This is a genomic window from Microcoleus sp. AT8-A3, from assembly GCF_036705675.1.
Taxonomy (GTDB): Bacteria; Cyanobacteriota; Cyanobacteriia; order Cyanobacteriales; family Microcoleaceae; genus Microcoleus.
The window spans coordinates 1-22,301 of record NZ_JAUBVD010000067.1 but is presented as its reverse complement, the minus strand read 5'-3'; the positions used below and the strand labels follow the sequence as shown (position 1 = coordinate 22,301).

Annotated in this window: 14 protein-coding genes; 7 read left to right on the top strand and 7 right to left on the bottom strand. The window is 44.4% G+C overall.

All coding sequences use genetic code 11. From position 1 onward, the window contains the following. Nucleotides 1–4: 4 nt before the first annotated feature. Nucleotides 5–127, bottom strand: a complete 123-nt coding sequence (locus QUB51_RS26085) for a hypothetical protein (protein ID WP_333053255.1) — start codon at nt 125–127, stop codon at nt 5–7. A gap of 799 nt (nt 128–926) precedes the next feature. Here QUB51_RS26085 and QUB51_RS26080 point away from each other — a divergent pair. From QUB51_RS26080 to QUB51_RS26065, 4 genes are all read left to right on the top strand, one after another. Beyond that, nucleotides 927–1,958, top strand: a complete 1,032-nt coding sequence (locus QUB51_RS26080; RefSeq protein WP_333053256.1) for a glycosyltransferase family 2 protein — start codon at nt 927–929, stop codon at nt 1,956–1,958. A 127-nt stretch (nt 1,959–2,085) separates the two neighbouring features. After that, nucleotides 2,086–3,537, top strand: coding sequence for an NAD(P)/FAD-dependent oxidoreductase (locus QUB51_RS26075; RefSeq protein WP_333053257.1), 1,452 nt, complete (start codon nt 2,086–2,088; stop codon nt 3,535–3,537). A gap of 777 nt (nt 3,538–4,314) precedes the next feature. Then, nucleotides 4,315–5,676 carry a branched-chain amino acid ABC transporter substrate-binding protein gene (locus tag QUB51_RS26070; RefSeq protein WP_333360024.1) on the top strand — a complete coding sequence of 454 codons (1,362 nt, stop codon included), beginning with the start codon at nt 4,315–4,317 and terminating at the stop codon, nt 5,674–5,676. 181 nt (nt 5,677–5,857) lie between these two features. Beyond that, nucleotides 5,858–6,934 (top strand): branched-chain amino acid ABC transporter permease, encoded by a 1,077-nt coding sequence (locus QUB51_RS26065; RefSeq protein WP_333262913.1) that lies wholly within the window; start codon nt 5,858–5,860, stop codon nt 6,932–6,934. 128 nt (nt 6,935–7,062) lie between these two features. On the opposite strand, the gene QUB51_RS26060 is transcribed toward QUB51_RS26065, so the two are convergent. Continuing rightward, nucleotides 7,063–7,635 carry a Uma2 family endonuclease gene (locus tag QUB51_RS26060; RefSeq protein WP_333053260.1) on the bottom strand — a complete coding sequence of 191 codons (573 nt, stop codon included), beginning with the start codon at nt 7,633–7,635 and terminating at the stop codon, nt 7,063–7,065. A gap of 108 nt (nt 7,636–7,743) precedes the next feature. Here QUB51_RS26060 and QUB51_RS26055 point away from each other — a divergent pair, with 108 nt between their 5' ends. Then, complete coding sequence (locus QUB51_RS26055; protein ID WP_333053261.1) at nt 7,744–9,309, top strand: ABC transporter permease subunit; 1,566 nt, start codon at nt 7,744–7,746, stop codon at nt 9,307–9,309. A 271-nt stretch (nt 9,310–9,580) separates the two neighbouring features. Continuing rightward, complete coding sequence (locus QUB51_RS26050; protein WP_333262910.1) at nt 9,581–10,417, top strand: SAM-dependent methyltransferase; 837 nt, start codon at nt 9,581–9,583, stop codon at nt 10,415–10,417. Between the two features lie 116 nt (nt 10,418–10,533). Here QUB51_RS26050 and QUB51_RS26045 read toward each other — a convergent pair whose 3' ends face one another. The 5 genes from QUB51_RS26045 to dpdE are packed head-to-tail and all read right to left on the bottom strand — an operon-like array spanning nt 10,534 to nt 21,150. After that, complete coding sequence (locus QUB51_RS26045) at nt 10,534–11,244, bottom strand: hypothetical protein (protein ID WP_333262907.1); 711 nt, start codon at nt 11,242–11,244, stop codon at nt 10,534–10,536. A gap of 1 nt (nt 11,245) precedes the next feature. Further along, nucleotides 11,246–14,356: a protein DpdH gene (dpdH, locus tag QUB51_RS26040; RefSeq protein ID WP_333262905.1), complete on the bottom strand. Its 3,111-nt coding sequence runs from the start codon at nt 14,354–14,356 to the stop codon at nt 11,246–11,248. 4 nt (nt 14,357–14,360) lie between these two features. Then, a complete protein-coding gene (gene dpdG / locus QUB51_RS26035) occupies nt 14,361–15,239 on the bottom strand; it encodes a protein DpdG (protein WP_333262902.1) in 879 nt (292 codons plus the stop codon). Continuing rightward, on the bottom strand, nt 15,236–17,782 hold the full coding sequence (dpdF, locus tag QUB51_RS26030; RefSeq protein WP_333262899.1) for a protein DpdF: 2,547 nt from the start codon (nt 17,780–17,782) through the stop codon (nt 15,236–15,238). Before dpdF ends, dpdG begins: the two co-directional genes overlap by 4 nt. Then, nucleotides 17,782–21,150, bottom strand: a complete 3,369-nt coding sequence (gene dpdE / locus QUB51_RS26025) for a protein DpdE (protein WP_333262896.1) — start codon at nt 21,148–21,150, stop codon at nt 17,782–17,784. Before dpdE ends, dpdF begins: the two co-directional genes overlap by 1 nt. 296 nt (nt 21,151–21,446) lie before the next feature. Here dpdE and QUB51_RS26020 point away from each other — a divergent pair, with 296 nt between their 5' ends. After that, on the top strand, nt 21,447–22,226 hold the full coding sequence (locus QUB51_RS26020; RefSeq protein ID WP_333208328.1) for an ABC transporter ATP-binding protein: 780 nt from the start codon (nt 21,447–21,449) through the stop codon (nt 22,224–22,226). Nucleotides 22,227–22,301 lie beyond the last annotated feature (75 nt).

Here is a 22,301-nt window from a genome sequence, read left to right as displayed (position 1 = left end):
TAAGTTATTTAATTCGCGATCCTAAGTAAATGTAAAAGTTGCTGCTATAGCAGCGATAAATGCTGCTGGGAATTTCGGGATGTTGCTGCCGGATATCTGCCATAATTAAAGAGTGAGATTTTGCCATTGCTGCATAGGAGCGCAAATTAAATAATTTACACAATGAAAGTGGGTTGGGCGTCCCGCCCCCCTTTCTGGACGGGCTTTCAGGCCCATCCCACAAGAACCATCACGCATTCTAAGTTATTTAATTCTCATTCCTAAGCTGGTATGATGACTGAAACTAAGGGCTGATTTAAAGTGTTTTGGAAGGTTTTCATGTAATATAAAAACTTGTTTATGTAAAAGTTTTGGTTCAAAGGGAACTAGCTAAGAGTATATTAGCAAATTACCAAAGCTCGATCGTACAGTGTCGGAAATTTTAAGACGTATATTTAAATTATATTGCCAAAAGTCATAAAGTGTGCATTGAGTCCGCAGTCGCGATCGAGACTTGGGGCAGCAGTCACTCGCGGATGAGGTCTGTAAAAGAAATTGTACCGCGCAAGTCCTGACAGTTCGTGGGTATCCGTATAAACGATGTTGGATTTTATACGGTGTGCCTACTTATAAAATCAAAGTCTTGTGTATGGCAACACAGCCACACCAAAATGCTGCAGGGGCTTTTTCCGAAGTTTACACAAACAATGATATATTTAAAGATTTTGTAAAGGTGTTGTCTACATCAGGTCACTCTCAGCAAGAGATGGCGTAAAATAGAAGTAAGAATGGGGAAAATTAAATCGAGAATACCAGCAAAAAATATAGTTGAAGATCAACAAAAATCGAGTTATAAATAAAAAAGTAGAGCTGATTTTACCCTTTGTAAAGTAGCACCCATAAAATTCCAGCAAATTTTAGCCCCTGCAATTTAAACAATTTAGGTAATGATTTCTACCGCCGACCCCACTGTATCCGTTATTATCCCAGTCCACAACGGGGGCTCTTACTTCCGCACCTGTTTGTCAAAACTGGCTCAAACTGTGCCCAGGCCGATCGAGATTATTGTAGTAGCAGATGGTGAAAGCGACGGTTCTTGGCGTCTAGCCCAGGAATTCGGCGCCAAAGTGATCAGGATTCCCGAATGCGGAGGGCCAGCGCGGGCCAGGAATTTGGGTGCCCAGGCTGCAAAGGGAGATATTCTGTTTTTTGTGGATGCTGATGTCGCTGTTTGTCCAGAAGCTGTGGGCTATGCGATATCGGTGTTCAAAAATAATCCCTACTTAGCTGCTTTCATCGGCTCTTACGACGATGCTCCCGGAGATCCTGATTTTCTATCGCAGTACAGGAACTTGCTGCACCACTACGTGCACCAAACAGGTAACGAAGAAGCTTCGACTTTTTGGGGCGCTTGCGGAGTGATTCGTCGGGAAATTTTTTTGCAAATGGGTGGCTTTAATGAGAGTTACCGCCAAGCTTCGATCGAAGATATTGAGTTCGGCTACCGTTTGAAACAAGCAGGTTATAACATTCGGCTGTGCAAAACATTGCAGGTGAAGCATTTAAAGCGGTGGAAGCCTATGGGTATGGTGAAAGCTGACTTTTTCTACCGAGCGCTGCCTTGGACAGAACTGATTTGGCGCGATCGCAAATTGAATAACGACCTCAACTTGCAAGTTTCAAACCGCATCAGCGTGATTTTAACTTATGCAGTCCTGCTGGCAACTTTGGGAACCTGCTGGTCGGTGAGCTTTCTGCTACTGGCTGGTTTGCTGGCAATACCGCTGGTAGCAATTAATGCACCGCTTTACCGATTTTTTCACCGTAAACACGGTATCCTATTTGCCCTGAAAACTATTCCGTGGCACTGGCTTTTCTACTTTTACAGCGGACTGGCATTCGCGATCGGCACGGGTCGCTACTTATACCAAAAAAAGCCTGTGACTGGCAAAGTTAGCTTGCCAGTATCCGCTCAATAAATCAAGGCAAATTGTCCTTCAAAATCAGGTAGCTCAATAGGTTCTCAGGGTATTCACGGGTGCATCTGTAACTTGGACAAGTTATAAATAATTGTATGGTTCGATAAAAAAGCTGGAGGTAGGCTGAGTGAAACATTATCCGGTTGCGATCGTCGGTGCAGGCCCTGCGGGCTTGACTGCTGCCTACGAGCTAGTCAAGGAAGGCATCATCCCTGTTGTACTAGAAAAAGGTGATAAAGTTGGGGGAATAGCTCGCACAGAAACCTACAAAGGCTATCGTTTCGACATTGGCGGCCACCGCTTTTATACTAAAGTTGAAGCCGTGCAGCAGTTGTGGCAAGAGGTACTGGGAAATGAGTTTATTAAAGTGCCACGATTGTCGCGAATTTTTTATCGAGGTAAATTTTTCAACTATCCGATTAGTGCCTTCAATACTCTCTTTAATTTGGGCATAATTGAGAGTACGCTGATTATTTTGAGTTATCTGAAAGTGAGAATTTGGCCACTTACGGAAGAAAAAACTTTTGAACAATGGGTTATCAATCGTTTTGGGGAACGCTTGTATAAAACATTTTTTAAGACTTACACTGAAAAAGTTTGGGGCATTCCTTGTTCGGAAATTCAAGCAGATTGGGCGGCGCAGCGGATTAAAGGATTGTCGCTGACGACAGCAATTATTAATGCTTTGTTTGGCAGCAACGACACTAAAACATTAATCAAAGAGTTTGATTATCCGGCTTTGGGGCCGGGGATGATGTGGGAAAAGTTCGCGGAAGCTGTGGAGAATAAAGAGGGCAAAGTTTATCTCGATACTAAAGTGATTAGCTTTGAGCGTGAAGGTAATAAGATTAAAAGTATTACTGCGGAGCAAAACGGAGAATTAGTTCAATATTCGGCGGATAATTTCATTACAAGTATGCCGATATCGGCGCTGGTAGCAAGAATGAAACCGCAGCCCCCCGAAGAGGTGTTGCACGCCGCGCGATCGCTCAAATATCGAGATTTTTTGATTGTAGCGCTGATTGTCGATCGCAAGGATTTGTTTCCTGACAACTGGATTTACATTCACTCTCCCGAAGTCAAAGTTGGACGAATTCAAAACTTTAAGAATTGGAGCGCTGCTTTAGTTCCTGATGTCAGCAAAAGTTGTTTAGGAATGGAATATTTCTGTAGCGTAGGCGACGAGATTTGGGAAATGTCGGACGCGGAACTTGTCGAATTAGCAACTCGCGAGTTGGTTGGTTTGGGGTTAGCAACAACTGCTGAGGTGCAAGATGGAGTTGTCATACGGCAACTTAAAGCTTATCCAGTTTATGATGGGGAATATCGAGGACACTTGCAGGTACTTGAAAGTTTTTTGAAGGGATTTGAGAATTTGCAGACGATCGGGCGAAACGGTATGCACCGATACAACAACCAAGACCATTCCATGCTGACGGGGATGCTGGCTGTGAGAAATATTCTCGGCGAAAAGCACGATTTGTGGGATGTGAATACTGAGCGATCGTACTATGAAGATTTTAGTGTCGATCGCTCAAAAGAAAAAAAGGATTCGGATTTGATTTCGCAATCAAGCTGATTTGACGCTGGAGGGTTGAGAAAGGGAAAGGAAATCTGTATTTTCCTTTCCCTTTTAGTTTTTAACTGGTTGAACAGGTTTTAACTGGTTCCCCGGAAGCTCCTGGAAACCCATTGACCGAGGCTCTGCCTCATTTCCTGGGCTGGTACGCCTTCCCAGGAAGTTCACGGGAACGAGAGAAAAAGCTTGTTGCAGCGGTGTATCTTTAAGAGTTCACTTGACACTCCCCTGCCTGAAGGCGAGGGGATTCTTGGTTCTGCGACATACCTTAAAACTATCTATCCTTGCGGCAGTGTTTAAACCTGGTATCCGTTCAAAAGAACCAAATATCGAGCTTAATTTAGATAACCTCAGAGGGTTTGTCTCCCCAAGCTTTCGAGAATTGCTTCTCTTGTTTCTGTGGGGAACACAGTACATTTTAGAAATAAAAAGTTTAGTCTCTGATTTTGGCTTGCATTAGTTAGCCCAGCTATGTTTTTCGTGGTTTTCGCCACCCACTAACTATTATTGTTTTCCGACCTATCGTTTGAGCGTGGTGTCTCATGTGTATCGGCGGTTATTCTACCTGTAGTATAGTTATTCTACTCTACAATGAACACAATGCAAGAAAGTTCAAGAAAACAATTAACAAAAGTTGATAATTAATTAAAGCCGTCCTAGAAGGACGGGGCTTTAGACCCAATTTCTTGGTAAAACTTGAAAATCTGTGCTAACTCTTGACTTACAGACTTAGAGAGTGGAAATATGCTAAGACGCAACCAACAAACGAACCAACCTATGAACTTTTCCCAGAAGTCAGGCGGCAAAAGTGCCACACCCCCAAAAATCAACTCAACACACAATCTCGGCGTCGTAGGATTGCGGAAATTACTTTTTGCCGCCGGAATAGCCTCTCTGTGCGCTAGCTGTCAAAATCCTGAAGCACCCACCGCCACAACTCCCGGAGGCAGCCCCGGAACCAGTCCCGCAGCCACTCCCGTCGCAGTCAGCAGCCCCGGAGACCCAAATACTGTCAAAATTGTCTCCATGCTGCCCATGACAGGCAGCGCCTTGGGTCAAGCTCAAACAATGGTCAACGGCATCCAACAAGCCCTCGCCGAAACCAACTCCAAAGCTTGCGACGGCAAAATCCAAATCCAATACGAAGTTTTCGATGACGCCACCGCCGCCGCCGGCAAATGGGACCCGGCCCAAGTAACCTCGAACTCCAACAAAGCCGTCGCTGACGCTTCGGTAGTTGCCGTCATCGGTCACTATAACTCCGGTGCCGCCAAACTTTCCATTCCCGTGCTCAACCAAGCTAACATCGTCATGATCAGTCCGGCCAACACTTATCCGGGACTGACTAAACCAGGAAAAGGCGAAGCCAAAGAACCTAACGTTTATTATCCCACAGGCACTCGTAATTTCACCCGCGTTGTCCCCGCTGACGACCTTCAAGGGGCTGTAGCTGGCAACTGGGCGAAATCTTTGGGCGTACAAAAAGTCTACATTCTCGACGACCAAGAACTCTACGGCAAAGGCATCGCTGATGTTTTTGAAGCCACTGCTAAAAAGTTGGGAATTCAAGTCCTCGGAAGAGAGGGAATTGATATTAAAGCTAGCGACTATAAGGCGTTAATGAATAAGATCAAAGCTTTAAATCCAGACCTGATTTACTTCGGTGGCACTACTCAAAGCAACGCCGGACAAATAATTAAAGACATGAGAAATGTTGGGATGGCGGCTGATGCAGTTAAATTCATGGGGCCCGACGGCATTAAAGAGCAAGCTTTAATTGACGCGGCGGGCAAAGATGCCGAAGGAGTTTACGCTACTTTTGGCGGCTTGCCTCCTCAAGAATTGACTGGTGCGGGCGCGAAGTGGTACGAAAGTTACAAGGCAAAATATAATGCTGAACCGGAAGCTTATGCAGCTTACGCCTATGAAGCTGCTAAAGTTGCGATCGGCGCAATTAATAAAGTTTGCAAAAATGACCGCGCTGCTATCCGCGAAGCTGTGTTGGCAACTAAAGATTTTAACGGGGTACTCGGCACTTGGAGTTTTGACACCAACGGCGACACGAGCTTGACTACAATGTCAGGAAATGTGGTTAAAGGTGGCAAGTGGGAGTTCGTGAATGCGCTCAAGACGGAATAATTAGTTAGTTGTCAGTTGTCAGTTGTCAGTTGTCAGTTGTCAGTTGTCATTAGGACGCATTCATACTAAAGAAACCGGGTTTTTACTGGATTTAAGGTTTCGATCGAGTTGTTTCGGAAAAAAACCCGGTTTCTGTCTCGCTCCCCAATTCCCGATTACCGATTACCAATTACCGAAAGTTATGAAAAACTGGCCGCGTATTCTCTTATATCTAGGTGTAGCTTATATAGTTTTGTTATTAGGCCCGATCGCCGGATTAGATTTGCCAAAAATCCTTGGAGAAATAGTCAGCAATCCTGAAGTTTTTATCCAACAATTATTAGTTGGTCTGGTCAACGGCGCGCTGATTGCAATTATTGCTTTGGGTTACACTATGGTTTATGGCATTATTGAGTTAATCAATTTTGCTCATGGCGATTTGTATATGTTGGGCGCTTTTGCTTCCCTAACCGTGTTCGGGGCTTTTGGGATTCAAGATGGCGCACCTTTAGGTATTGCTATACCGGTGATGTTAGTTGCTTTAATTGTATGTTCGGTTTTTTGTGCTGGACTCAATATTGTTGTGGAAAAGTATGCTTATCGACCTTTGCGAAATGCTCCCCGTTTGGCTCCTTTAATTTCGGCAATTGGAGTTTCTTTTATTTTCCAAAATATGGGGCTGTTTTGGGGAGGATTGAAAGCTTTTATTCCAGTGATGGGTTCTAATTCTGCTGCGCCGAAAAGCTTTCCCGATTTGTTGCCGCGAGTTGATATTTTTAAAGCTTTGGGAATTCAAACGAGTATTGTATTTACTACCAAGGATTTAATTGTGTTGGTAGTGGCGGTTGTATTGATGGTTTTGCTTCATGTGTTTGTGCAATACACTCGTCTGGGAAAGGCGATGCGGGCAACTGCTCAAAGTCGCGATGCTGCTAAAATTATGGGGATTAATGTCGATCAGATTATTGCTCTGACTTTTTTGATTGGGGGAGCTTTGGCGGGTTCGGCTGGGATTCTGGTTGGTTTGTACAACAATACTATTGTGTTTACGATGGGGTTTACGGCTGGTTTGAGGGCTTTTACGGCGGCGGTTTTGGGGGGGATTGGCAATATTGTGGGGGCGATGTTAGGAGGCGTTTTGATTGGGTTGCTTTCGTCTTTGAGCGACCAGTATTTATCGAGCCGCTGGACTAATGCTTGGGTGTTTGGGGTTTTGGTGGTGATTTTGGCTTTTCGGCCTGGGGGTTTGTTGGGCGAAAATGTTCAGGAGAAGGTTTGAAATTTTGGGTTTAAATAATCGCAAGAGATATTTAAGTAGACATGAAAAAACAGCACAGGCATCTCCCAGATTTTTCATATAAGTTGGGGAACTAAAAGCGAGATCGTTTTACGTTTTAGTTTTACCTTTTAAATATTCCCTGGTTTGAGCCAGCTAAAAACTTCGCCTAAAGTCAACTGCATTTCCGGCATGAATTTGGGAACCGGAAGTATATCTGTTGGTTCTTGCAAGGAAATAGGCTGCTGCCTTGCGGGATAAGCTAAAATGTTTTTTTCATCGGGATCGAGCAACCAACCCATCTGACAACCGGCATTCAAACAGTGCAAAATATTGTTTGTGACTTTGGTTTGGCTTTGGGCTGGGGACAAAATTTCTATTGTCCAGTCTGGGTGAGCATTAAATGTATTGGCAATTTCGCCGTCAGCGTCTAGGGGAATGCGATTCCAAACAAAAATGGCGACATCGGGCACAATAGAACGTCCGCCAAAGGTGCAGCGAAGTTCTGGTAGGGCTAGGGCAATTTGCGGTTTCTCTGCGATGTCGTTGGTGACTGTTACGAGTCTTCCTTGTAGTTTGCTGTGTTTTCCTTGTGGCATAGGTTTTTGGACGATCGCACCTTTGATGTATTCGCTAGCGGGTTTGGTTTCTGGGAGTTGCAAAAACTCGTCGAGGGTGATAGTTTTTTGAGGTGCTTGTACCATATAGCGATCGCCCGTTTGAAGTGTGTTGCGGTAACAGTTCCAGTATATAGCAGTTGACAGTTGACAGTGAACAGTAAACAGTGACTAATAACTAATGACTAATAACTAATGACTAATAAAATAATCCAAGCAATTAAATCGACTGGTATTTTAGGGGCGATCGGCTCTTTGACTGTTTTGTTATTCGGCGGTTGGAGCGGCACGGTGATCGGGTGGCTGATGGGTACGGCTGCGGGCTTTATGAGCTGTCGGGAGCAGAAGGTTTACAGCCCGAAAATGGGTGCTGCGATCGGCAGTTTAGCCGGATTGGGATTGGGAGTTTGGCTGTTAGTTGCGAGTGTGGTAGAAGGGGTTTTGATTAGGCCTTTGTCTGGTCAACCTGCTGTTGCTTTGCCGACTACGCTGCTGTACGGGATTTGCAGTTTGACGATCGCAATTTTGACAGCTACGTTAATGGGTGCTTTGCAGGGTTTGCAGGGAGAAAGGCAGCGACTGGCAACTCTGGTGACATTAGCTTTTATTCTAATTCTGTTTCCGTTTATCGACATTCAAGCTCAGACTGGCTGGATTGCTACTGTAGTACAGATTCAAATCTTTATTATGTTGGCGCTGGGTTTGAATATTACTGTGGGTTTTGCGGGATTGTTGGATTTGGGATATGCGGCGTTTTTTGCGATCGGCGCTTACACGACGGCTTTGCTATCTTCTGGGCAATTAAATATTGCTTGGAACTTTTGGGTGGTACTGCCGATCGCGGCCGGTGTAGCTGCGATCGCGGGCGTAATCCTCGGTATTCCGACACTGCGGCTCAAGGGCGATTATTTGGCGATTGTTACCCTCGGTTTTGGCGAAATTATCCCGGTTGTCTTTAGGAATTTAACCGCGATTCGGATCGACGAACCAGTCTCGAAGATTGTTGCGGCTGTTTTGGGTAAACCTGAGTTGGTGCTGTGTCTGGTTGGGTGCGATCGACCTTTTAACCTCACCGGCGGCGAAGCGGGAATAAACCCGATCGGGCGTCCATCTCTCCCCATTATCGGCACTTTCAGCACCGGCAACTACTTTCCCTGGTACTACCTAATTTTACTGCTAGTTGTCTTTGCTTACTTCATGATTTCGCGGCTGCGAGATTCCCGCTTGGGCAGGGCGTGGAATGCCATGCGCGAAGATGAATTAGCTGCGAGTGCGATGGGAATTAACCTAGTCAAAACCAAACTTTCGGCTTTTGCGATGGGAGCGACGTTTTCGGGCTTTGCAGGCGCGTTTTACGCCGCCTATATCAGCGCGATTTTTCCCAGCGTTTTCGATTTCTCGGTGTCGGTAATCATCCTCTGTATGGTGATTTTAGGCGGTTTGGGCAACATGACCGGGGTGATTTTGGGGGCTATCATTATCATGTCTGCCGATCGGCTTTATCTGCCACAATTAGCGCAAGTCCTCAAGGGTTTTCTGAATACTTTTGTACTCCCCAGGATTGCAATTCCCCAGTTGCGAGACTTTCTGGCCACCAGTTTAGACCCGATTCAAATGCGCTTATTTCTATTCGGCCTAACTCTTGTTGTCATGATGCTCGTGCGGCCGGAGGGGCTGATTCCTGATAAGATACACCAAGCTGAACTGCATTCGGATGCTGAAGCGAGCAATGAGTCTTTAGCAGATGCGAGAAGTCAATAAGTAGGTAAGGGCAAAAACCATAGTATTTGGTAGGCGGATTTAGCTAATAATCTAGGATGCAACTCACATTTTGCACCATTCTCAAGAACAGGCAAGATGCCTGTTCCACAATAAAATTCACTCTTTGTGGAACAGGCATCTTGCCTGTTATAAAAACCTTATTTAGAATGGTGCAACATCTCAGATACAAGGGAGTTTAGGGGTGTAAAAACCCCGTGCCCATCTAAGGTTTATTTGTAACCAACTACTTAGTAAGGGTGAAAGATTAGCCATGAACAATGTAACTGGTACTGCTTTTATCGTTGCGGAATTTAGAGCAGAAGAGAATGAAGAGGCCATTCCTCTGTATACTGATCATGTAGTAAAAATATGGCTCAATGAGGAAACAAAAAAAGTAGCTAGGCAAATAGCTCAAAACTCTCCCGCCGCTAAAGAAATGGTTAAGTTGCGGACTAAATATTTTGATGATTTTTTGTCAAATCAAATTTTAGGAGGTTGCAAGCAAGTAGTTATTTTAGGTTCGGGTTTGGATACTCGCGCTGCTATAATTAATGGAGAAAAAGTCACTTATTTTGAAATAGACGACCCCGCGACTCTTCAATTAAAAGCAGAAACTCTCAAAGCTAACAAAGTTACTGCCAATGTTCGCTACCTTCCCGGCGATTACGTAAAAGACGGTTTAATCTCCTTGCTGAAACCGAGTGAATTTGATTTCGCTCGACCGACATATTTTTTGTGGGAAGGCAACACTACTTTGGTTGACAAAAAAGATGTAATATTTGTATTAGAACAAATTCGCGACAATGTTGATAATTTTCGATTGTCCTTTGATTATATGTCAGAGGGGGTAATTTTGAGAACCACGGGCTACCAAGATATCAATGATTACATAGATAAATACGAAAGTATGTATGCACCGTGGATTACGGGGTTTGAAAAGATTGCAACTTTGGCTGACGAACTCCATTTCAAACTTATTGAAAACTTTTCGACTGCCGATTTACACGCACAATATCGCCCTGGCCGTTCGCTAGAATCTAATCTTTTCAAATTCTATTTTGTTTGTACCTTAGAAAATGCAGTAGGGGGCGTCAGTCAAGAGATTTGACTCAACTGACACAATTTGCTGCTGACTCACCGCAGAGTACAGACGATCGCACTTTGTGTGTACGCTAGAAAATGCAGGAGGGTGCGTCAGTGATTTCTGGGACAATCGCAAACCATTTATTGGGTGAAGCGAATTCGTAAAGAATCAATCAGACGGTGTTTAGTCAACCAATCTTTTACCTCTGGCGTTAAAAGTTCCAGGGTAGCACCCTCATTAGCAGCCACTCTCAGAAAACGAAGCACTGCTTCAGGAACCTCATCAGCATTTAAGCCATCCCAGCACTGCTTTAATTCCTCAATTAGCCGATCGACTCTTTCAAAATCCTCACTGCTTTGGGGAATTGAGTTTGATTCCAGAATTTGCAAATCTAAACTTCTAATCCGTTGGACAGTTGACTTAAATGCCGAAACTTTATCCAATAAATTTAGGATTTCATTATTAGCGCTTGGCCTATTTTGATTTCGGTAGCGCCACCAAGCTTGACTGAGTTGCTCTTCCAGAGCTTTTTGCAATTGTTTTATCCTAGAAGTGAAATTTTTTTCGTTGAAATTTTCATTATTTATAATCCACTCAGGATCTTCTTTAAATTTTGACTCAACATTAGCAATAAATGTCAGCAGAATCTCAGCCTTTTGAGTTAAATCCACATTGGCAATTCCTTTTTTACGAAAAGCTCTCAAACATTGAACGAGAGGTAGAGTTATAGCCACAGCTTGCTCTATTTGTTGTTGTCGAGATTGAAAACCTTGAAGATGGGTTGCATAGGTCTGAAGATTAATTTTATTTTGAGATAAGTCAATCAGTTGAGTGGATTTTTCTAGAAGCATATTATCTATCTTTAATGTCAGTAATTAGATTTCGCAGTTTAGCCAATCCATCTTGAATAGCCCTATGGCAAGATTCTACTGTTGCACCACCGGACACTTCTAAAACTTCAATTTGGTTATTCACCTCGGTTATAGAAGCCTCAAGAAAATTGTTAGTGCTGCCGACAAATTCGGAAGCCTCTGTCATGGCTTTTTGATGATTTTCGCTGAGATACTTAAGCAACTTCCCCGGTTTACTATCGGGATTATTTTTCTCAGTTTGCACGCGCTTCATTGTTTCTAAATAGCTAGAAAGCCCAACTCGTTTAAACTGTTCCAATACAGATGTTAGGTCATCGACACTCTTTCTGCCTCGAAATACACCAGCTTGTGTCGAGCGACCGATCGCCCGCTTTACTAAATCGGTAACATCTTTTTTCTTGATGTCTTCCCCTAATTCAGCTACTAGAAAATTATAAACAGCAAGTTGGCGATCGCACTCTTCCTGAATCGCTTTTTCTAGCAGTTCATCCGCAGCTTGACGCGCCTTATTAATTTCGGGAAACTTTTCTCGAACATCTGGCGGAATTTTAGATTGAGGTTGCCAAGATTTGCTAACCTGTTTCAATGGGTCGAGGATTTGTACAACATCAATAATCTGAAATTGTTTAGAACTTCCTTTTGTGCAGGCCGTGCGACTTTTAACAATTTCTAGTAAAGCCTCGCGGTGGTTTTGTAAGCTATTAAATAGCTTTTTCCAGCTAGCTGAACGAGTTTCTAAATCTTTTGCTTCTAAATCGAGAAACAAACTATTAATCAAATCTTCAATCGAATTTGTAGGATGTCCGGCCATTGTTGCTGCGATCGCCAGTAGCTCAACAGCAGCAGGGACAGGGTTCCAGGGTTCCCCAGACTCGCGGGGATACAGGCGAATTTGCTCAACTACATACTGACTCCATCTTTCCAGTTGTTTGGCGTAGGTGCGGAAGTAGCGAGCTCCATCGGGGAACTTCCAATGCTTGTAATGGCTGTATTGCAACATACCTTGAAAGGCGATCGCCGTTTCCCGAAACTCATCTGCATCATCAGGATTCAGAGGAAGAGATAGTTTAACTCCCGAAATCGTCTCCCTCGTCACTTTTGGACTAAAAAAAGTAATATTTCTGCTTTTAAAATATGTCGTCCCACTACTAGCAAAAACCCCCTTAAGCAGCATTTCCGTATCCCATTCGAGCCGCTCGCCGATAGCTGAGTAAATCAACGGCCGCAGTTCCCCAGCGATATCTTGCGGGAGAAATTCTTGATTGTTCCACCTATCAAGAATTTCTTTTTGCCTAGTCAGCTTGTCGGGAACTTGTCCGGCTGCTGTCAGATTTTTTTTAGTGTGAGATTGTGACTCAACTTGATACTTACTAACAGAAGACCTAGACTCTTTAGCACCCGAAATAGATGATGATTTTTTTGTAGGCTGAACCTTCACCCCCAGCGCCGGAATATCAAATGCAGAGTGAACTTCTGGGTGCAAATCGCAAAGCTCGTTACTATCCGTCCACAAATCTAGGAGAATCTGGCGGCGATTGCAATTTTCTGGATCTTTCGCTTGAATATCTCCCTGAACAATTGCACTCAGCCGCATCTTGCCAAAGTGTTCTCGCACAGAAATAGCAGGAAACTCTCCGCCCTCGATATCAGCAGCAGAATTTTCTAGCGTCCACTTAAGAACATCTTTAATCAAAATCCGAGGGTTAAAATTGCCGGGATTGACTCTATAAAGCATTTGTTCTAATCCTTCAGGCGTAAAAGGATACAAACCAAAACCGTCTGCTTCTGAAAAACCTGCATGACAAGCTAATTTATGTTCGCATTCATTGCAAGCACTAGGTAGAGATTCTCGATCCGCACCTTCGCGATTGCGAGAGTCAGCCCACCAATTTTGAATTGTTTTATCCTCCAAACGCACGGCGTTGAGATATCGACCCACAAATTGTTTGATATCTGCATAATTCACTAAAGATTGTTCGCCAACTGTGCCAAGGTCAAGATTAACGCTAAAAGTAATCCGCTGTTTTACAGTATCTAACCTCAAACTGTCAAAATAGCCCGTAGTACAAGCTAGCGCCGTTCGGATCGCGCACAAATGTTTGCCACCCGCTTGTTGAGGTCGCGCTAAAACTGCTTCTAAAACTTCGCGATCGATGCCTTGCAATTTAGCAAAATCTTCAATCAGCAAAACTAACTCTATTCCTTGTTGGGCTAAAGTTTCGCGAACTTCCCCCATCAATCTTTGTAAATCTTCCCGCCCCAAGCTCAAAACCTGAGCTATGGCTTCATCTAAATGTCGGTTCAACCAATCTACAGTTGCCCTTTGAATATCCTCATCGCCGATGAGTAAGCTATAAAATTCCCGCGCAGACTGCCCAGCTTTTTGCAAGTTTAAAACATTGAGAGGCAAGTCATTTAGCGAAAAATGCCTCCGTTCTTCCACAACTTCTACCGTATCTCGCTGTCCGAGAATGTGGATAACTAATTGATGGATAATACCCCCATCCTTTAGCCAGTATTCTTTTCGGAAAAATGGATCGTATAGGAAAGAATCAACAGCACCAACTAGGTAATCTTCCACGTCCGACAGTTTTGTGCGATCGCCCCGACCATTTGGGCCAACAGCAGCCGCAAGCTGATTCAGCAGTTGTTCCCGCGCTTGTGCTTCAGTCAAGGTGCTAGTGGCTCGATTTAAACGCTGCCGGTATTCATCGAAGGTTGCTCCTGCCATCCCTTCTAATATTAAACTGAGAATATCTTTGAGATTCGTTCCAATTTTGGGTATGAGCAAAACTCGGCGCTTTTGGGTCGATTCAATATTCGCAGCTAGCCAGCGAATCAGGTGAGATTTTCCCGTCCCAGAACTGCCTAAAACTGGCACGAAAGCGAAATCTTTTTCAGCGAGAAAGTCTTTCAGAAATTGTTCCTCACTGTAGGGAACTCGCGACGGTGCATCGATAAGTTCCTGGCGGTACATGGCAATTGGATGGTGAGTTGCCAGAAATATACTATCTGGAGTTTGCGTAGCCTCCACACCCATTACGCGGCGAACGCGATCTACATCCCAGCAAACAAATTTTGTAAAAGTCATGGTTCTACCCCATCAAAATAATATGAGAAAATCCTGCTTCTTTGTCTCCACTTGGAAAGATGAATAAATCGGCATCCGACTCTTTTACAAGCTGGATGCAACCATCATCCTGAAGGCGGAATAAGGCAAAAGCCGTGCTAGTTGATAAGTGATTTGGTAAGCGACCACCAATTTTTTCTTCAACCTGTTGTCGAAATTTTCCAGTTTCAAACAGAGGACATTTTTTAGCTAGGCGATCGATAAAATTTCGAATTGAAAGTTTAGCTTTTGCTTCTCCTTGAAATAAATCCTTTAAATTTCGTCTGAGATAAGCAGTTGGCTCAGCCACAACAAGTTTTTTGTTTGAATCTGAAGCATGGCTCCAAGCAAACCCTAAATAACACATCCAGTCCTCTACTTGACCAGACAGAGTATTGCTGGATATTTTCAAATCTAAAGACTCAGCAACTCCCTGCTCTGCGACAAGCTTTTCTACTTTTTCCCATGTATCGGGAGCCTCATAAATATCCTGTGCTAAATACCATGCTATTAACCGACCTAAATCTTCTTCATCTTTGTTATCAGCAGCAAATAATAGCTCTACCAGCGTATCGGGCAACAATTTATCACCTGTCTGAAGATGTCGAGATGCTTCGGGAAGCTCAAAATTTATAGCAATATCCTCATTGTCTGCGATTAATAAGCCACACTTGATACTTTCTCGCAGTGCAGCATCAAACATCGGATGTTCGGCACTTTTGTTTCTTCCTTCTGACAATTGATCGGGAGAAAGCAGCCGAGTGAGTTTTTCCTTGTTTTCGCGCTGTTTGGGTGCTTGAAGTAAATATCTAAATATTCCTCGCATTCTACTAGGAGTTGCCAAAGCAGTTTTTAAGACGCTCATAAATTAACCTCCCTGCAAAACTGGTTAAACATCAAGTATCTGCCTGAAAAAATCTCGATCAGCTTGCGGTCATTGCGACTGGGATCGGGTGTATCTACAGGAAGCATGATAATCAACGGCGCGTCAGAAGTTCTGTTGAGTGACAGATAGTTGTGAGGGATAGCCTTTCCGGGCGGATGAAATATCAGGGTGGGAATGCGCGGCATCAGCATGGGTTCGTATTTTCCAAACAAAAATATACAAGCATCGGCAATTCCATTTGTTTCTGCTATCAATATACTCTGAAATTCATCGGTCACCACCAGATTATTAATTCCCTGCTCGATTAACCAGTTAAAAATTTTAGAGCTTTGGAGTTTCCAGCTTTGAGATTCAAGAGACTCATAGAAAACGAGCATTAACTTATCTTCTCCCAGCAAGGATTTGAGTTTTTCACCTACAAAAAAATTCGGTTTCTGCCATACAGGCAATGGCGCGGGTATAATTCCCGAAAACTCTGGTTCCCTGTTTTTTCTGCAAACAGGACATCCACCGCAAGTACGAGAAACTATCACCTGTTTTCTCGGTTCTGGGACTACACGGGCGGGAATAGTGTAAGCTTCAGCAAAGATTTCGGAAATACAGCGTTCCGGCCGCAAAACCTCGCGCATTAATTGCAGGTTTTTATAGCTCCAGTTTTGGCGCTGTTGGCGAATTGGCTCTACTTTATGTTCCCAAGTTTGACGGTTGAGGTGCGATTCATCTCGGATGCGGATACACCGGGACTTTCTGTGCAGTTCCCAAGCTTCGTTATAAGCTGCTTCCGATTTAAAATTTCTTCTTCGCGGCGGTTCATCGGCATCAATATCGATTAAACCCGATCGACTCATCAGCGTTAAAGTGCGGATGTTCCAAGCCTGATTCTGTTGGCTGTTCATGTCAATGTCTCCTGGTTGTAAGGATGGAGGAATATTGACGGGAACGCGAAACCGCCCACCGGGAAGAATTTCTTTCCTCAAAAACATACTTTTCCACCGCTGAAATCCCCGATCGATCGTTATGGCAGATTTGTCATTAAGCGATTTTGCAATGTCTAAGTCTTGAGTGGTATGTAAGGTGAGCGATATTGCTGCTTTGCCGTCTCGACCTCCTCGACCCACTTCTTGATAAAAGCGATCGATAGTTTCTGGGATGCAGACATGAAGCACGGCTCGAATATCTGACTGATCCACGCCCAATCCGAAGGCAGAAGTAGCAACAACTATATCAACTCGTCTCTCGCGCAAATTTTCAATCAGTTGAGAGCGTTCTTCTGAACTGGATTCCCCGGTCATCATCGCACACCGTTTGAATCCAGCCAACAATAACTCCTGTTTCCATCGATTCACATCTTGGCGCGTTGTGGCGTAAATAATCAGAGGGCGGGGAAGATGATAAACTGCTTCAATTAATCGCTGTTTCCTGATTTCTTCACTTTGACACCAAGCAAACCAATAAGACGGTTCCGGTCGCAACTGTACGGCAGATATCACTTGAAAAGTGCCGGGTTTACCAAATAAAGTTTCTAGGGTATCTAAACAGGATTCTGTTAAGGTTGCAGTCAGCAATAAAGTTGTAAAAGAAGTCCAGCGCAGCAAATCTCTTCGCAAACCTGGGAGTTCTTGAAAAGCGGGGCGGAATTCATCGCCCCACTGTTCGACGATATGCGCTTCATCTATTACGAAATACCGCAGCATTTCTGATTTTGCGGCTTCGTAAAGAGCAGGTGCGAGAGAATTTATCAAGCTTTCGGGTGAGGTGAAAACGATGCGCTGAGTGCCGTTGCGGATGCGATCGCGAATTTCCTGCCGTCTCTCTTGTCCTTGCCCAAACTCGTCGCCATAATAGGCAGTGGCATGATTCACAAAAGGTTTTAAAGCTCGTTCCTGGTCAATGGCTAGTGCTGTAGTTGGCACTACAACAACTGTTACACCAGCATTTTGCGATCGCACCAGCGCCGGCAGTTGAGCGCAAAGGCTTTTCCCCGATCCAGTAGGCAGGTTAATGGCGAGTGTCGAATTGTCAGGAGCCGTCAAAACAGCCCGAATTGCTTCACGTTGCCCTACACTCCGATACTTCTGCAAATTCACCAATTCTAGAAACGGATCTCCCTCTACTGGCTCGTAATTGCGGCGTTTTTTCTCATCAAATACGGGTTTGTCTGGGGGATATTGTTGGGAAAAATCTAGCCAATCAGGCTGCCAAGGATGAGCGCTAATCAGATAGTAATCCGCACGTTCGCTCAAAATATCGATACCGCTTTGCTGCCACATTTCGCGATCGGGAAAAAGAGAAGTCCGAGGTACTTTCAAAGTTGGGGGTATCCCGCCCTTTTGCTCGTATTCCCGCCGCAGAACCTGACGGATCAGAGCCGCAATATCTCCCATTCCCGGCGCATAAGAAGTTTCCGCAGCACCCAAAGTTTCCCGCAAGCGCTTGTAACAGGCTTCTGAAAACTGACTTGTATCGGCAGGAATCTTACCTGTTTGGAGAATTTCTCTGAGCTTTTGAAAAGAATCAGCCATCACTCATCTCCCCCTTCCTGAGATTCAACCGGAGGTCGCCCAGAAACTACAATGAATCCTACAGAATCAAGCTTGGTTCGGGGATAGCGAATCCCTTCTAACATAGCTTGACTTAACGCAGTTTCTATGTTAAGTTCCTTGGCTAGTAAAGAATGCGAAGTTTGTGCGCTTTCAGCCAGTCGGTTGAGGCGCAGCCGCAGTTGGTCTAGTCTATTTCCTAGTTTCTGGTCAGCGATTCGGGCGCGCTGTTCGCAGAGTTCGATGAAAGAAGTGCGATCGCGCAGCAGTATTTCCGAAGTCTCACGCGCCTGACTGCACAAATCACGCCACTTACTCTCATCAACAAACTCATTGAGAACCGATAATCGACTTTTTGCTAAATTATAATCTCGGCAGGGATGAGAACTTTTACCCTTGTACGAACCTTGGAGAATCTTCAAAACAGCTTCATCTTCAACAATGCTCATTGGTTCGTAGCGAGCATCAATAAAAATTGTCTCTAATATCGGAGGAAATAACGCATCAGCGCGCCGTTTCACAGATACAAATCTACTTCGCTCCAGCTCAAAATCTGTTAAAACTTGCTGGGCTAATTCCAAATCAGCCTCGACTACATAATTAAAGCGAAAACCGAACCATTCCATCCCTTCTCCAGCATCCCAAGAGCGATCGCACCGCCACATCGCAAAGGATTGACCTCGGTCATCCCAATGAATGTAAGATGCTAGCGCTTCCACAAATCCTTCCCCAATACGGTAGAGATTGACACCAGGATGTTGAGTTGATATTCTCCGGTTATAAGTACCAGATAGTTCTCTACAATCGGCAAAGTGAGTTCTTAGATCGTGAACGGGAATTAAAGTGCGCGCAGTATGTTGATAATGCTGCACTTTTTCTAAATTCAGATCGTCAATTGCCTTGAATAGTAGCGCTTGACAAATCCAGTCTTCAGTTGCTCGTTTGATTTCCTGATGGCGAGCGTCACAATCATCTAAAGCTTTAAAATATTCGGTAGCAGTTTCATCCCGAGCATCAATTTCATCTAAAGCGTTTTGTTCGCTAATTTTAACTTGTTCCCCAGCGATTCCTTCCCGGATTGACTCGATTTTTTCTAAGAGTCCGCTAGCACCAGATTGAAACAGCACTGTTTCCAGTTCCGGCAGTTTTTCATCTACATAAAACTGAAGGCTGGCAATTGATTGATTAAAAATGCCGAAACCATCTTTTAATAATTCATACCAAGCACTGTGAGGGCTATCCTCTAAGTCTGCACCCGCAAATAGTGTAAGCTGAACATTTATCCGGCGACCAATGCGATCGATCCTGCCAATCCTTTGTTCTAAACGATTTGGCGACCAGGGAATATCGAAATTAATCATCCAATTCACAAATTGGAAGTTGCGGCCTTCTTCACCAGAGGAATCGCACACTAGGATAAAACAATTGGGGTCATTTTTAAAGCGAGCGAGGTTTTTTTCAACATCAGAGCGTTTCATCCCTAATTGATGGCTAGCTACAGTTCCGCTACCGAAAGTACCTGATAAGCACCGGACAATCTCAGCGCCGGTTTGAATAAAACTGGTGAAAATGATAACTTTTGGTAGGGTATCTCCCGGTATCGGGCGGCGAATTCGCTGCTGCACCTGTTCCAGCAATCTATCAAGGTTGCTGCGATAAGATTGAAGTTTCAAACATTCTGACAGATGATAAAGTAGAACTATCTTGAGTAATTCGATGCGATCGCCTTCTGAAGAAGGTTCTTGAATAATTCGCTGCAAAGATTGCATAATTTCTGCTTCTCCTGAAAATTGAGGGGTTTCCGTCAAAATTCTGGCGCTATCAATCCCAAACTCCTGAATGATGTCAGGATGGGAGATACAACTTAAACGGACTGCAACTATCTGTTGTAAGATTCCCAGCCAAGTACCAGCAGCACGGAATAAAAGCAGGAAAAGGTGCTGATATTGTTGTTCTTTGGGGGCGACGGTGCGCCATTCGTCGATGAGTTCGTGAATTTGGGGCGATCGCTCATCTAAGTCATACTCTACTTTTGGTGTCACATTTCGGGCAAAAATTACATCTTCCACCGCAGCGCGACGGTTGCGGAGCATTCGACGGTGTAACCGATAGGTGTCGCTGATGTGGGTGCGAATCGATCGCACAATTCGATCTCGATCGGCGGGGAGTGTTTCTGGAGAAACCAAACAATTTTGTAATTCGTCTACGAGATTTAGCAGATATTTATCTTCAGCAAAAAGGTTTCGCAGTTGGTTGAGGTTAGTTTTAAGCACAAACGGATTTGCTTTCTCTTTAAATGAGAGTAAAACTCGACCAATTTGTTGGCGGTTTTTCACCCTCGCACGAAAACCTTCTAAATCATCAAGCTGGTAGGTGATCGGATCGAGTAGGTGCAGCATCGCCAGGAAATCTTGCTCGTGATTGAGAACTGGAGTTGCAGATAATAGAAGTAGGCGATCGCTTTTATGAGCGAGGTGTTTGCAAGTCTGGAAACGCCTGCGCTGTATCGAATCTGAAGAGGTCGCCATTGCTGCAATATGATGTGCTTCATCTAAAATCAGGAAGCCCAAATCGGCATTCGGGCTGACTCGATCGACATCCTCTACTGCAAGTACCTGGACACGATTGTCCAAGTCAGAGAGATAGAATTTATGTTCTAATTCTTGAAGCCACTGTTCCCGCAGGTATTGCGGTACAAGCACCACTGCACGTCCCTGCGGTTGATCGAGGAGATACTGGCGAAGAATAGCACCTGCTTCGATCGTCTTTCCCAGTCCAACTTCATCAGCTAAGAGGTAACGTTGAATGGGGTCTTCGAGTACGCGGCGGACAACTTCAACTTGATGAGGATAAAGGTCAATATTGGCAGAAATCAGCCCTGTCATCCCGCGACTGACAGCGCGTTGTTCGATGAGACACTGGACAAAAGCTAAACGTCGATCGTGAAAGTAGGGCGTTTCCTGACCTTTCATCGCTAGAGTTTCGATGGGGTCATCGATGGGTAGGTTGCAACGAACGTAAATTTCCTGTTCAGCAACTAATGCTATCTTTTTATCGGGTAGGTCGATTCGATACTGACCTTTGTCTTCGTCCCAGTCAAAAATTCGGCCAATTATCCATGTATCCTGGCTTTCTGGCTGGATGTAGCATCGTGTCTGAGGCGGGAGTTGAACTCTATAAAGCGAAGTTAAGGGTAAGGTTTTTTCAAGGCGTTGCCCAATTGAGCAGAAGTATTCAACTGTTGCTGTAGAGTAAGATATCTCGGTAACTTTTCCGATTCCGAAGTCGTTGTTTGGCGATTTTTCTGCGGAGACGCTTCGCGATCGCACCAGCAAACCAAGCTTTATCATAGTTCCGGCCTCTACATTCCCTCTTACTAGAGTAGTCCATACCCATGAAAAACTAGCAGTGTAATTTAATTTTCCACCCTTTTTGTCCTTACACTCAAGGGGAAACCTTAAACCGAAACGCAGTCATGAAGCTTAGCCCAAGACTTTCTGTAACGCATTCCGATCCCCAAATCTTTCCCTGTGGTAACGAGCATCCCACCACAGCCAAGCTGACGCACTTTAACAGAGCCGATTTGGTATTATTATATAGAATCCGAGCTATAACCGCTTAACTAATATTAGGAATCACAACCAAAATGTCATTATTAGAAGCACAGCAACTTACAATGCGATTCGGCGGTTTGACTGCGGTCAACCAGGTTAGTTTAACATTGGAAAAAGGCTCGATCGCCAGTTTGATCGGCCCCAATGGTGCGGGCAAGACTACTTTTTTTAATATGCTGACGGGTATCTACAAACCGAGTGGCGGTCAGTTGCTTTTGGAACAAAAAAATATCACGGGTTTACCTCCCGATCGCCTGACAACTTTCGGCATTGCTAGAACTTTTCAAAATATCCGCTTGTTTAACAACATGACTGTGCTGGATAATGTTTTAGTAGGTAGACACTGCCGATTGAAAACAGGTTTGTTGGGTGCAATCCTCCGCCCTCCCGCTGCAAATCTGGAGGAGCGGGAAGCTAAAATAAAAGCGCTCACTATGCTTGATTTTGTCGGTTTAGGTGCTTCTAAAGCGCTGGAGTTGGCAAAAAACCTTTCCTACGGAGACCAGCGCAGATTGGAAATTGCCAGGGCTTTGGCTTCCGATCCGAAAGTGCTGCTTTTGGACGAACCTACGGCGGGGATGAATCCGAACGAAACGGCTGATTTAACTCGCTTTATTTACCGAATTCGCGATGAGTTGAATTTGAGTATTTTGCTGATTGAACATGATATGAAGGTGGTGATGGGAATTAGCGATCGCGTGAGTGTTATGGAGTACGGTACTAAAATTGCTGAGGGAACTCCCGATCAAGTTCGCGCCGATCCTCGCGTAATTGAGGCATATTTGGGAAAAGAAGAAGATGGACATGGATAGTATACAGCACTTTCCAGGTAAGTGAAGTACAGAGAAACCGGGTTTCTTGAATAAAACCGGTTTCTGGCGAGAAAT

Coding starts and splice junctions, on each gene's coding strand:
- dpdG (WP_333262902.1), bottom strand. CDS start 15,239: ATGAGCGTCTTAAAAACTGCTTTGGCAACTCCTAGTAGAATGCGAGGA.
- QUB51_RS26070 (WP_333360024.1), top strand. CDS start 4,315: ATGAACTTTTCCCAGAAGTCAGGCGGCAAAAGTGCCACACCCCCAAAA.
- dpdH (WP_333262905.1), bottom strand. CDS start 14,356: ATGACTTTTACAAAATTTGTTTGCTGGGATGTAGATCGCGTTCGCCGC.
- QUB51_RS26055 (WP_333053261.1), top strand. CDS start 7,744: ATGACTAATAAAATAATCCAAGCAATTAAATCGACTGGTATTTTAGGG.
- QUB51_RS26050 (WP_333262910.1), top strand. CDS start 9,581: ATGAACAATGTAACTGGTACTGCTTTTATCGTTGCGGAATTTAGAGCA.
- QUB51_RS26060 (WP_333053260.1), bottom strand. CDS start 7,635: ATGGTACAAGCACCTCAAAAAACTATCACCCTCGACGAGTTTTTGCAA.
- QUB51_RS26065 (WP_333262913.1), top strand. CDS start 5,858: ATGAAAAACTGGCCGCGTATTCTCTTATATCTAGGTGTAGCTTATATA.
- QUB51_RS26080 (WP_333053256.1), top strand. CDS start 927: ATGATTTCTACCGCCGACCCCACTGTATCCGTTATTATCCCAGTCCAC.
- dpdE (WP_333262896.1), bottom strand. CDS start 21,150: ATGATAAAGCTTGGTTTGCTGGTGCGATCGCGAAGCGTCTCCGCAGAA.
- QUB51_RS26085 (WP_333053255.1), bottom strand. CDS start 127: ATGGCAAAATCTCACTCTTTAATTATGGCAGATATCCGGCAGCAACAT.
- QUB51_RS26020 (WP_333208328.1), top strand. CDS start 21,447: ATGTCATTATTAGAAGCACAGCAACTTACAATGCGATTCGGCGGTTTG.
- dpdF (WP_333262899.1), bottom strand. CDS start 17,782: ATGGCTGATTCTTTTCAAAAGCTCAGAGAAATTCTCCAAACAGGTAAG.
- QUB51_RS26045 (WP_333262907.1), bottom strand. CDS start 11,244: ATGCTTCTAGAAAAATCCACTCAACTGATTGACTTATCTCAAAATAAA.